Here is an 11,751-nt window from a genome sequence, read left to right on the forward strand (position 1 = left end):
GTGCAGCCACGGGCTGGATGAGCACAGACTACCCATGGACACGGGGCGGCAGTAGCAGGCGCCCCGCCATAACACCTATTCCACCCCGGCATGCTCCGGCCCCTGCCCCACGCCGGGCAGCCCGGCCACGAAGGTCAGGAAGGCGCGCGCCTTGGCGTTGAGTTCGCGACCTGCCGGCAGCAGGGTCCAGAGCTCCAGCGTCGGCAATCGCCACTCCGGCAGCGCCACCACCACCTCCCCCCGGGCAAGCTCGGGGGCGAACATCCACTCGGAGGCGATGCCGAGCCCGAGCCCCGCCAGCACGGCGGCCCGCATCCCCTCGGCGGCCGAGACCGTCAACCGTCCCCGCCCTCGCACCGCAATCCGCTCGTCTCCCCGGCAAAACAGCCACTGCTGCCCCGTGCCGGGCTTGGGGCTGTAGAGCACCAGATCGTGATCCTGCAACCCCTGGGGGGAGGCGGGCATGCCCCTGGCCGCGAAGTAGGCCGGAGTGCCCAGCACCCGCATCTCGCGGCGGGAGAGACGGCGGGCCACCAGCGCCGAATCCGCCTGCTCCCCGAGCCGCAAGGCGACATCGATGCCGGCCGAGATGAGATCGACGTTGCCATCGTCCAGCAGGATCTCGAGATCCAGCCCAGGGTGATCCCCGAGAAAATCCGACAGGTGCGGGATGATGTGCAGGCGGGCGAAGGTGACGGGGGCGCTCACCCGCAGGCGACCGCTCAGGCCGGCCCGGCACTGCTGCACCATGGCGTCGGCCTCGTTGACCTGCGCCAATATCTCCCTGGCGCGCCGATAATAGGCCTCCCCCGCCTCGGTGGGGGCCAGGCCACGGGTCGAGCGCAGCAGCAGGCGGCTGCCAAGACGCTCCTCCAGCTGGGCAATCAGCTTGGAGACTGTGGGTTGACCCAGTCCTAGCCGACGCCCCACCGCCGAGAAGGAGCCGGTCTCCACCGCCAGCACGAAGACCTCCATCACCCCCAATCTATCCATCCGTCTCTCCCCTGCCCATCACTGCCGGCGGCGTCTCACCTTGCGCGGTCGGCATCCAGTGGCACAAGGTAACATCCCGCCTCCTCGGCCGCACCCCTGTCCGACATAGCCCAGGGCTGGCCCTTTGCCATCCTGTCCGGTGTCTTGCGGGATCCGTTTGCCCGAACTTTTGTCCAAACGAGGCGCACAAAAAAAGGCCGCTCATGGAGCGGCCTTTCATCAATCAGATCTGGACTCAGCTGTCGCGGCGCTTGTTGCCACCGAACTTGCGATCCTTGTTGAAGCCACCTTCACGGCGCTCCCCGCTCTTGTTGAACGGACGGTCACCGCTGGGGCGGCGATCCTTGTTGAAGGGACGATCGCTGCGGGGCGGACGGGGGGCAGTGTTGCTGCCGGCCGGCACCTCGGTGTAGCGGGTGATCTGCAGCGGACGCTGGCAGACACGGGCCTTCTTGATCACTTCCAGCACGTCGGCTGTCATGCCCTTGGGCAGATCGACGGTGGAGAAGTCATCGGCGATGTCGATGTTGCCGATGAAACGGCTCTCGATGTTCGCTTCGTTGGCGATGGCGCCCACGATCTGGCCCGGCTTGACGCCGTGATGGGCACCCACGTCTACGCGGTAACGCTCCATCTCCACGTCAGGATTGTCTTTCAGCGGACGCGGCTCCAGGGACGGCATGCGACGGGCAGGACGATCGCCACGGTCACCGAAATCACGGGGAGCGCGATCACCGAAGTCACGGCGCTCGAACTCACGGCCAGCACGATCGCTTGCCGGCTCAGGGATGGAGTCATCCAGCAGCAGCGGTTGGTCACCCTGTACCAGCTTGGCCAGGGCGGCAGCCAGCTCCAGCGGATCGGCAGAATCTTCTTCGATCAGCTCGTTCACCAGGTTCACGTAGATCTCAAGCTCTTCGCCCATCATGGTTTCCCGGATGCGCTCCTTGAACTTGGTCATGCGGTGCTGGTTGATGTCCTCGGTGCTCGGCATCTTCATCGGCTCGATGGCCTGACGAGTGGCGTGCTCGATGGCGCGCAGCATGCGGCGCTCGCGGGGAGCCACGAACAGGATGGCCTCGCCCTTGCGACCGGCACGGCCGGTACGGCCGATACGGTGAACATAGGATTCGGTATCGTACGGAATGTCGTAGTTCACCACGTGGGTGATGCGCTCGACGTCCAGACCACGGGCGACGACGTCGGTGGCGATCAGGATGTCCAGCTGGCCTTGACGCAGCTTGTCGACGGTACGCTCACGCAGCTTTTGCGGGATGTCGCCGTGCAGGGCTTCACAGGCGTGACCACGGGCGGCCAGTTTGCTGGCCAGCTCTTCGGCGGCGTTCTTGGTGCGCACGAAGACCAGTACGGCTTCGTACGGTTCGACTTCCAGCAGACGGGTCATGGCGTCCAGCTTGTGCAGACCGGTTACCTGCCAGTAGCGCTGGCGGATGGTCGGTGCAGTGGACGTCTTGGTGATGATCTTGATCTCTTTGGGCTGCTTCAGGTGCTTCTGGGCAACACGACGGATCTGGTCCGGCATGGTGGCAGAGAACAGGGCAACCTGACGGGTGGCCGGGCACTGTTCCATGATCCAGTCCACGTCGTCGATGAAGCCCATACGCAGCATTTCATCGGCTTCGTCCAGTACCAGAGCTTTCAGGCCGGAGAGGTCCAGGTTCTTGCGACGGATCAGATCCATCACGCGACCAGGGGTACCGACGACCACCTGGGCACCACGGCGCAGGGCGCGGGTCTGGGTTTCGTAAGAGGAGCCACCGTAGATGGGCAGGACATGGAAGTCAGGCATGTGCTTGGCGTAACGTTGGCACGCCTCGGCAACTTGCAGCGCCAGCTCACGGGTCGGTGCCAGCACCAAAATCTGAGTGTTACGGTTACCAGCTTCCAGACGAGACAACAGAGGCAAGGCAAAAGCAGCGGTCTTCCCTGTACCGGTTTGCGCCTGCCCCAGCAGATCGTGTCCCGCCATCAGGTGGGGAATTGCTGCGGCCTGGATCGGTGACGGGCGCTCATAGCCCACGTCCTGCAGCGCTTTCAATACAGGCGCGGCCAGTCCAAGCTCACTAAAAAGGGGCAGTTGTTCGGTATCAGACATAGATTCTTCCAGATTAAGGCAGGCGGCTAACACCGCGGAATAGCAAAAAGGCGGCGATTATAGCGCCACTTTGTTCTGCTGTCTTGAAAAATGTGATAAGCCTCTCAAGACGTTGGCAATTATAGAGGGATCTCGCGACTATGGCTTGCTTATTTTGCACCCATGGTGCGTTATTGCAGATCACTCCTCGCCGGAGTCCTTGTCCCGCTTGTGTTTGAGCACCGCCATGGTCAGTCTGCTGGTGCACAATAAACGCTCACGTTCATCCCGAATTTCAATCTGCCACACCTGGGTCGTGGCCCCCAGATGCAGTGGCGAGCACCGCCCCGTCACCACCCCTTCCCGTTTGGCGCGCAGGTGGTTGGCATTGACCTCCAGCCCCACGCAGTAGCTCTCCGCCCCCACCGCCATATTGGCCGCCAGCGACCCCAGCGTCTCCGCCAGCACCACGGAGGCGCCGCCGTGCAGCATGCCGAGCGGCTGATGGGTGCGGTGATCCACCGGCATGCTGGCCTCGAGCCAGTCAGGGCCAAAGGCGGTATAGAGGATGCCAAGGTGGGCCATCAGGGTGTTGCGGGAGCTGGCGTTGAGCCCTTCGAGGCTCATGGGCTTTCGCCAGATGGCGGCGTTCTCTTGACTCATGGCGAGCAGACTCCTTATGTGATCAATGAGTTGGACACGATCAGTGCCGGCAAAAAAGACGAAGAAAAAAGATGCCCCGAACCGGGGCATCTTGACAAGTACCTTGCGTCACCAGGGGTAGGTCACCCCGGGCCATTCGGCCCAGGGCAGCTCACGCCCCGGCAGGCGCGGGTGATGCCAGTGCCACACCTTGCCCAGCCAGGCGCGCAGCTCGGCCTCCAGCACGGCGTCATCGAGAGGCGCCTCGGCCACCTTCCAGAAGAAGAGCTCCACCTCCACCTCAGGCAGCACCGAGGGGTAGAGATAGACCCCGCCCCAGAACTCGGGCTCCCGCGCCGGGCTCCAGAGGCCATAGGCGAAGGAGCGCTTGGCGAGAAACTCCGAGCGCTGCCACTCCAGATCGGCCTCGTGCTGGCTCAGGCTGAACTGGGCCGAGGGCCAGACGTCATCGGGGCGAAACAGCTGATGGAGCTGCTCCCGCTCGCGCAGCATGGCGACGAACTCCACCACGGCCTGGCTCGGGCTGGCAGGCAGCAGCAGAAAGCTCGGGTGCCGATAGGCTTGCGGTACCCGAAACCGCTTGGGGAAGCGCAGCATCAGAGCAGTTCCAGCAGCGCCTGCAGCGGATGCTTGAGTTTCTCCCCCTCCATCCGCTTGACCTGACTGCGGCACGAGTAACCAGTGGCCAGACAGCGATCCTTGGGCAGACGTGCCAGGGGCTCGGCCCAGCTTAAGGAGTAGATCCCCTTGGAGTTCTCCACCTGCCTGGCGTCGTGGCCATAGGTGCCGGCCATGCCGCAGCAGCCCACCGACACCGGCTGCAACTTGGCGCCGAAGCGGCCAAACAGGGTACCCCAGTCGCCGTGGGTCGAGGGCTTTGCTGTCTTCTCGGTGCAGTGGGCAAACAGATACCAGGGCTCGGCCTCTCCCGGCTCTTTCGCTGCGGCCCTGACTTGCGGGGCCGGAAGAGAGAGCAGCCACTCCTGGGGCAACAGCACCTGGAAGTCGCCGCGGGCGGGGCCGAGCGCCTTCACGTACTCGTCGCGATAGCAGAGCACCAGGGAGGGATCCACTCCCACCATGGGGATGCCCAGCGCCGCCATCTTGTTGAGGAACTGGGCGCCACTCGCGGCGGTACGGGCAAAGGCGCGCAGGAAGCCCTTCACGTGCTGGGGCTTGCCGTTGGGCTTGAACGGCAGCAGGTAGGGCTGATAGCCCAGCTTGCTGGCGAGTCTCACCAAGTCGCGCACCACGGGGGCGTCGTAATAGCTGGTGAAGGGATCCTGCACGATGAGCACCACTTTTTGGCGCTGCTCGGGGCTCATGGCCTCGAGGCCCGGCAGATCGAAGTAGCAGGCCTTGTGATCGCGCAGCTCCTCGGCCAGGGTGGGCACGCTCAGAAGCGGCACATCCACCATGCCGATGCTCTTCTCGGTCGCCTTCTGGGCCCACTCTTTCTCCAGGAAGAAGTTGACCAACTTGGGCGCCTTGGCAAGCAGGGGCGCGTAAGCTTCGACGGTCCCGACGAAGTAATCCTTGGGGCCGCGCAGGTAGCGGCTGTGGTAGAGCTGCATGAAGCGGGCGCGGAAACTCGGCACGTCCACCTTGATGGGGCACTGGCTGGTGCAGGCCTTGCAGGCCAGGCACCCCTCCATCGCCTCCATCACCTCGTGGGAGAAGTCGTACTGGCCGCGAGCGCGGGCCAGGGTGTTGCGAAACTTGTCGACGATGGCCTTGAAGCGCAGACCGCCGCTTTGCAGCGCAACTTCTTCGGCCAGGGGATCGAAGCCCTGCTCCGCCAGCTGGCGCAGCCATTCGCGCATCAGCCCGGCCCGCCCCTTGGGGGAGTGGCGGCGATCGCGGCTTATCTTGACCGAGGGACACATGGGGGAGTCGGTCTCGAAGGTGAAGCAAAGGCCGTTGCCGTTGCAATCCATGGCGCGGGTGTAGCTTTCGCGCACCGCAATCGGGATCTGGCGGTCAAACTTGCCGCGCTTGGGCCCGTCCACCGACACCAGTTCGGCACCGCTGCCATAAGGGATGCAGATCTTGCCCGGGTTGATGCGGTTGGTCGGATCGAAGGCCCCCTTGACCCGCTGCAGCTCCTCCCACAGCTCGCCGAAGAAGGCGGGGCTGTATTCGGAGCGAAAGCCCTTGCCGTGCTCTCCCCACATCAGGCCGCCATATTTGGCGGTGAGGGCTACGACCTGATCCGAGATGCGTCGCAGCAGCACCTCCTGCTCGGGGTCGCACAAATCCAGCGCCGGGCGCACGTGCAGCACCCCCGCATCCACGTGGCCGAACATGCCGTAGTCGAGGCCGTGGCCGTCCAGCAGGGCACGAAACTCCATGATGAAGTCCGCGAGTGACTCAGGCGGCACGGCGGTGTCTTCGGTAAAGGCCACCGGCTTCTTGCGCCCCTCGGCGTTGCCTAGCAGCCCCACCGACTTCTTGCGCATGCCGTAGATGGTCTCGATGCTCGGCAGGTGGTCGCACACCTGATAGCCGATGATCCCCGCCTCCCCCCTGGCCAGCAGGCCGTCGATGCGCCGGCACAGCTCGGCCACCTTGGCCTCGTGCTCGGCTTCGTCGGTGTCCGCAAACTCGACGATGTTGAGCCCCTGCAGATCCTTGCCTGGCACATCCTGGATGAGGTCTTTCACCGAGTGCCAGATGATGTCGGCGCGGGCCAGCCCCAGCACCCGGGAGTCCACGGTCTCCACCGACAGGGCATGGGCCTGCACCATAAAGGGGGCGTTGCGCAGGGCTGAGGGGAAGCTGTCGTACTTGACGTTGACCAGGGTGCGGTAGCGCGGAATGGGGGTGATGTTGAGGCGGGCCTCGGTGATGAAACCCAGCGACCCTTCCGAGCCGCACAGCACCCGGCTGACGTCCAGGGTGTCGCTCTCCGGCTGATAGAGGTGCTTGAGATCGTAACCGGTCAAAAAGCGGTTGAGCTTGGGGAAGGTCGCCTCTATGTCGGCGCGCCTCTCCTTGCCGATGCGATAGAGGGTGCGGTAGATCTCCCCCTCCCGGCTCTCCAGCGCCAGCTTGTCTGCCAGCCGCTGGCCATTCACCGGCTCGGTCGCCATGATGTCGCCGTTCTCCAGCACGGCCTTGAGGCCCAGCACGTGATCCGAGGTCTTGCCGTACACCAGGGACCCCTGCCCCGAGGCATCGGTGTTGACCATGCCACCCAGGGTGGCGCGGTTGGAGGTGGAGAGATCCGGCGAGAAGAAGTAGCCGTGGGGTTTGAGGTAGGCGTTGAGCTGATCCTTCACCACCCCGGCCTGGGCGCGCACCCAGCCCTGCTCCAGATTAATTTCCAGGATCTGGTTCATATGGCGCGAGAGATCGACGATAATGCCGCCGCCCAGGGACTGGCCATTGGTGCCGGTACCGCCGCCGCGAGGGAAGAAACTCAAGGTGGCGTACTCCGGCCCCTGAGCCAACTTGAGCATTACCGCTATATCATCCGCGCTGCGCGGATAGAGAACCGCCTGAGGTACTACCTGATAGACGCTGTTATCCGTCGCCATCGCCAACCGGCTTGCATAAGACTTTTCGATATCACCACGAAATGCTGATCGCGCCAGCAACTCAAGAAACTGCAGGGTGGTAGGTGACAAACTGTCCTGGTAATCGAGTCTCGGGATCATGAATCCTTGTTCCCATCCTTTGCTTGATGCCGGCATTCCGGCGACAACGACCGTTCGGGGCTGCCTCTTTGCGGGCGCCCGAACCAGTCCGCTCACATGTGAGCGGGCAGTATATCAGCTAGAAAACCGCTTGCGCGTTCAATCTTCACCATTTGAAAGGAGGACTTTTATGGCTCATTACAGCCATGTTATCAGTACGCTGGTTCGCACCGAGAAACAGGCCCTGACCCTGTCACTGTTCGGCTGCATCAGCTTCGCCATCTTCGGGATCGGCTACGGCCTCTTCGTCGGTTCCAACGCCATCATGCTCGATGGCATCTTCACCCTGTTCAGCATGGGCATGACGGGCCTCGGACTCATCACCGCCTATCTCGTTACCCGCCCCTCGGATGCGCGCTTCCAGTATGGCTACGCCCACTTCGAGCCCATCACCAACGTCATCAACGGCACCATCATACTGCTGCTCTGCCTCGGCGCCCTCCATAGCGGCATCACCTCCCTGCTCGAAGGGGGACGGGAGATAGACCTTGGTCACGCCCTCATCTACGCCGCCGTCTGCACCTTCTTCTGCGCCATCATCTACCGGATCGAGGCGGGCGTCGCCGAGCGGATCGACTCCGAACTGGTGCGGGTCGACTCCAAGGAGTGGCTGGTCGACACCCTGCTCAGCGCCACCCTGCTGATCGGCTTCGTGGTCGCCATCGGCCTCGACGCCCTCGGCTACGGCCAGTACAACCGCTACATAGACCCGGTGCTGGTCACCCTGCTCGCCCTGTGCGCCACCCTGATCCCCATCAAGGTGCTCGGCCGCAACCTGCGGGAAGTGTTGAAAATCGCCCCCAAGGGGGATGTCTCCCAGCTGGTGGCCAGCGAAGTCGAGGCCCTGCGCCTGCGCCATGGCATCGAGTGCTACAGCCATCTGGCCAAGAGCGGCCGCCGCTTCGATCTGGAATTGAACATATTGGTGGCCCCGGATCAGGAGTGGCCCATAGAGCGCCAGGATGCCCTGCGCCAGGAGCTCTGGTCCCGCCTCGGCGATACCCTGGGGGATGCCTGGCTCTCGGTCTGCTTCACCCGCGAGAAACGCTGGCTCTGATCCGGCGCTTGCCATCCTGATGCAACGCGGGGCCCCGTCGCCCCGCGTGACAAGGGCCCCAGGCAAGGCCCCGGCAACCCGCCTGCCACCTCCCCCTGCATCACTCTTGCTGTCACTCTCGCCGCCCCTCTCCTGCCCGATATTTCTCTGCTTTTTTTAATCTTTAAACCATTGACAGGGAAAACCGTTTGCCGAGTCCCTTGAATCGATAACCATTTTCAACGGCACAAAAAGTTACGAAAATTTCGTTGCTAAAATTAAGTCGGCCAGCTATTTGTTTTCGCCAAGGACAAACGGCCGACTGCGCGCCGAAATACAGTGATGTTGTTATCCACCGGACAATAAAAACAAATACACTTATTCCACTTTGTTAAACAGTTAAGGTAAGTCCCATGAAAAAGGTGTTGATCACAGTATTTGCATTGACCATGGCGGGCACGGCCAGTGCTGCCCTTCCCCAGCTTAATTACGAGTGCCCGGGTCAGATCCAGATGCACAGCGATGAGGGTGGCCCCGTCTATATCAATGGCAAGGAAGCCAAGCTCAAGAAGTTCAGTGATGACTTCTATGAGGCCAAGGGCTCGGGAGTCACCCTCTCCATCAGCAACACCGGGGGCCAGTACGATGTCTCCTACAACAGCAAGCAAGGCTCGGGCGTCTGCCACCCGGCAGCCACGTCAGCAGCGCCTGCGGCCTCGGCAAGTCCTGCCAGCCCTGCGGAGAAAGCCTGTCTGAAGGCGGTCTCCGAGAAGACGAACGTGCCCCAGGCCCAGCTTCAGGTGACTGACGTCATGGACTCCGAAGCCGGGGTCGGCGTCACCATCAAGGTGCCGGGTGCCGATGCCCCCTGGTCCTGCCTCAGTGACAAGAAGGGCCATGTTCAGGGCGCTGCCTACACGGGCCAGTGACGGGGTCCATTGCGCTCGACATCCGATCCCCATGACATGAGGGGATTGACCGACAGGGAGGCAATGCCTCCCTGTCTTCATGTTCAACGCCTTATATTGAAGCGCCAACTTCCCTGTCTTCATCTTCGAGGTTTTATATTGAGGCGTCAGCCTCCCTTCAAATAACCTCCCCTGTCATCGACACCATAAACAGCCGCAGGGCCGACCGCTTTCTTATATAACCAAATGAGCTGACATTTATTAAAACAAGCACCAAATGATAGGCACCTGAAATAGGTTGTTACACATTGTCCAGTCGCGGATATATACAGCCCCTGCGTCTTATGCCTTTTTCCTCCATATGGCGAGCGGCTTTCCATGGGCCGACCCGGCAGCGCAGGCACCCCGTGCCCGGTAGTCGCTCATCTCTATGTGCGCCCGGCGCTTGCCAAATCGGTGATAGCCGTTATCATCAGAGCTCAATTTTGACCCGAGGTTTTATTGCCCATCATGGACAATCCCCGAAGTAGCCCTTCGTTTTTCCCCATCAAAACCTATCTGTACCTGCTCAACCAACGCCTCTGAAAACAGCCTTGCCCTGTCACGGCCCCTGCCGTGAGCGACATCCACTGCGTCTGTTTTTATTGAGGTCATCCTAATGGAATTCTTGCTGGACCCGTCTATCTGGGTCGGTCTGTTCACCCTGATCATCCTCGAGATAGTGCTCGGGATCGACAACCTGGTCTTCATCGCCATCCTGGTGAAGAAGCTGCCCCCCGCCCAGCGGGACAAGGCCCGGCTCATCGGCCTCTCCCTGGCCCTGATCATGCGCCTCGCCCTGCTGAGCGTGATGTCCTGGCTCGTGACGCTCACCACCCCCATACTGCACATCTGGGATCACCCCTTCTCGGGGCGGGATCTCATTCTGATGGGGGGCGGCCTCTTCCTGCTGTTCAAGGCCACCTCAGAGCTGCACGAGCGGCTGGAGGCCAAGCCGGAGGAGCAGGGCCCGGCCGGTGTCTATGCCGGATTCGGGGTGGTGATCGCCCAGATCCTGGTGCTGGATGCCGTCTTCTCCCTGGACTCCATCATCACTGCGGTCGGCATGGTGGAACACCTGGGCGTCATGATGGCGGCCGTGACCATCGCCATGGTGGTGATGGTGATCGCCTCCAAGCCCCTGACCCGATTCGTCAACGCCCATCCCACCGTGGTGGTGCTCTGCCTGAGCTTCCTGCTGATGATAGGCTTCAGCCTGGTGGCGGAGGGCTTCGGCTTCCACATTCCCAAGGGCTATCTCTATGCGGCCATCGGCTTCTCTGTGCTCATCGAGTTCTTCAACCAGCTCGCCCAGCGCAGTGCCCAGCGCCACGAATCCAGGCAGCCCCTGCGCGAGCGCACCACGGCCGCCATCTTCAAACTGATGGGGGGCAGCCGGGCCAACCAGCACCCGCAGCAGGATGAGGAAGAGGAGCTGGAGGCCCCCCGCCCCATCAGCTTCGGAGAAGAAGAGCGCTACATGGTGACCGGGGTGCTGTCGCTGGCCGAGCGCTCCATCCGCACCATCATGACCCCCCGAGCCGAGATGGAGTGGATCGACGTCAATGACTCCCCGGACGAGATCCGGGCCCTGCTGCAGCGGGCCCCCCACAGCCTGTTCCCGGTCTGCGACGGGGAGCTGGACGAGATCATCGGGGTGGTGAAGGCGCGGGATCTGCTGTTTGCCCTCAACGAGGGGCAGTCCCTGGCCGAGCTCGCCAGGCAGAATGACCCCATCATAGTGCCCCAGACCATCAACGTGATCCGGCTGCTGGCGGAGCTGCGTCAGGCCAGGGGCGGCCTCATTCTGGTGGCGGACGAGTTCGGCATCATCCAGGGGCTGGTCACCAACCACGATCTGCTGGAGGCCATCGTCGGCGAGCTGCCGGACGAGGATGAGACCCCTGACATCGTCCAGGAGGGGGAGAGCTGGCTCATCAACGGCAGCACCAACATCCACCAGATAGAGCAGACCCTGGGCCATGACGGCCTGGTGAGCGAGAGCGATGAGTACGTGACGCTGGCAGGCATGCTGCTCTCCCACTTCGGCAGCCTGCCCACCAACGGCCAGCAACTGCGTCTGGGCCAGCTCTGCTTCGAGGTGCTGGCGGTGAGCGAGCGCCGGATAGAGCGGGTGCGGGTCACCCCGATAGGCGCCAGCGCCGCCTGATCTGCCGCGACACTGAAAGAGGGCCAACAGGCCCTCTTTATTCATGGCCTCAGGCCCATTGCTGTGCCAATGGCAATTCTCTTCTGCAATTACCCCTCTTTTTCACAATGACAATCCCCTCTAGAGTCTCCTCCATCTCAACACGAGGA

The 11,751-nt window shown here is 62.6% G+C and carries 8 protein-coding genes; 3 read left to right on the forward strand and 5 right to left on the reverse strand.

The features are described from left to right. Positions 1-75: 75 nt before the first annotated feature. The 5 genes from ACWPWQ_RS06475 to ydiJ all read right to left on the reverse strand — a co-directional run bounded on the left by ACWPWQ_RS06475 (position 76) and on the right by ydiJ (position 7,410). Complete coding sequence (locus ACWPWQ_RS06475) at positions 76-993, reverse strand: LysR family transcriptional regulator (RefSeq protein WP_454009321.1); 918 nt, start codon at positions 991-993, stop codon at positions 76-78. Between the two features lie 235 nt (positions 994-1,228). After that, complete coding sequence (locus tag ACWPWQ_RS06480) at positions 1,229-3,109, reverse strand: DEAD/DEAH box helicase (RefSeq protein WP_162519317.1); 1,881 nt, start codon at positions 3,107-3,109, stop codon at positions 1,229-1,231. Positions 3,110-3,289: 180 nt separating this feature from the next. Then, a complete protein-coding gene (locus ACWPWQ_RS06485) occupies positions 3,290-3,751 on the reverse strand; it encodes a hotdog fold thioesterase (protein ID WP_454009322.1) in 462 nt (153 codons plus the stop codon). Positions 3,752-3,859: 108 nt separating this feature from the next. Then, positions 3,860-4,348, reverse strand: a complete 489-nt coding sequence (locus ACWPWQ_RS06490; RefSeq protein WP_202045985.1) for a hypothetical protein — start codon at positions 4,346-4,348, stop codon at positions 3,860-3,862. Then, positions 4,348-7,410 (reverse strand): D-2-hydroxyglutarate dehydrogenase YdiJ, encoded by a 3,063-nt coding sequence (ydiJ, locus tag ACWPWQ_RS06495; RefSeq protein ID WP_454009323.1) that lies wholly within the window; start codon positions 7,408-7,410, stop codon positions 4,348-4,350. Before ydiJ ends, ACWPWQ_RS06490 begins: the two co-directional genes overlap by 1 nt. Before the next feature lie 169 nt (positions 7,411-7,579). Between ydiJ and ACWPWQ_RS06500 the strand changes: the two genes are divergently transcribed. The 3 genes from ACWPWQ_RS06500 to ACWPWQ_RS06510 all read left to right on the forward strand — a co-directional run bounded on the left by ACWPWQ_RS06500 (position 7,580) and on the right by ACWPWQ_RS06510 (position 11,602). Next, complete coding sequence (locus ACWPWQ_RS06500; protein WP_342058281.1) at positions 7,580-8,506, forward strand: cation diffusion facilitator family transporter; 927 nt, start codon at positions 7,580-7,582, stop codon at positions 8,504-8,506. Between the two features lie 392 nt (positions 8,507-8,898). Beyond that, positions 8,899-9,414 carry a hypothetical protein gene (locus ACWPWQ_RS06505; RefSeq protein WP_139439465.1) on the forward strand — a complete coding sequence of 172 codons (516 nt, stop codon included), beginning with the start codon at positions 8,899-8,901 and terminating at the stop codon, positions 9,412-9,414. A 637-nt stretch (positions 9,415-10,051) separates the two neighbouring features. Beyond that, entirely contained in the window at positions 10,052-11,602 is a 1,551-nt protein-coding gene (locus tag ACWPWQ_RS06510) for a TerC family protein (protein WP_454009324.1), read from the forward strand. The last annotated feature ends 149 nt before the right edge of the window (positions 11,603-11,751 follow it).

The organism is Aeromonas sp. Marseille-Q7275 (assembly GCF_965119515.1).

Coding starts and splice junctions, on each gene's coding strand:
- ACWPWQ_RS06475 (WP_454009321.1), bottom strand. CDS start 993: ATGGATAGATTGGGGGTGATGGAGGTCTTCGTGCTGGCGGTGGAGACC.
- ACWPWQ_RS06480 (WP_162519317.1), bottom strand. CDS start 3,109: ATGTCTGATACCGAACAACTGCCCCTTTTTAGTGAGCTTGGACTGGCC.
- ACWPWQ_RS06485 (WP_454009322.1), bottom strand. CDS start 3,751: ATGAGTCAAGAGAACGCCGCCATCTGGCGAAAGCCCATGAGCCTCGAA.
- ACWPWQ_RS06490 (WP_202045985.1), bottom strand. CDS start 4,348: ATGCTGCGCTTCCCCAAGCGGTTTCGGGTACCGCAAGCCTATCGGCAC.
- ydiJ (WP_454009323.1), bottom strand. CDS start 7,410: ATGATCCCGAGACTCGATTACCAGGACAGTTTGTCACCTACCACCCTG.
- ACWPWQ_RS06500 (WP_342058281.1), top strand. CDS start 7,580: ATGGCTCATTACAGCCATGTTATCAGTACGCTGGTTCGCACCGAGAAA.
- ACWPWQ_RS06505 (WP_139439465.1), top strand. CDS start 8,899: ATGAAAAAGGTGTTGATCACAGTATTTGCATTGACCATGGCGGGCACG.
- ACWPWQ_RS06510 (WP_454009324.1), top strand. CDS start 10,052: ATGGAATTCTTGCTGGACCCGTCTATCTGGGTCGGTCTGTTCACCCTG.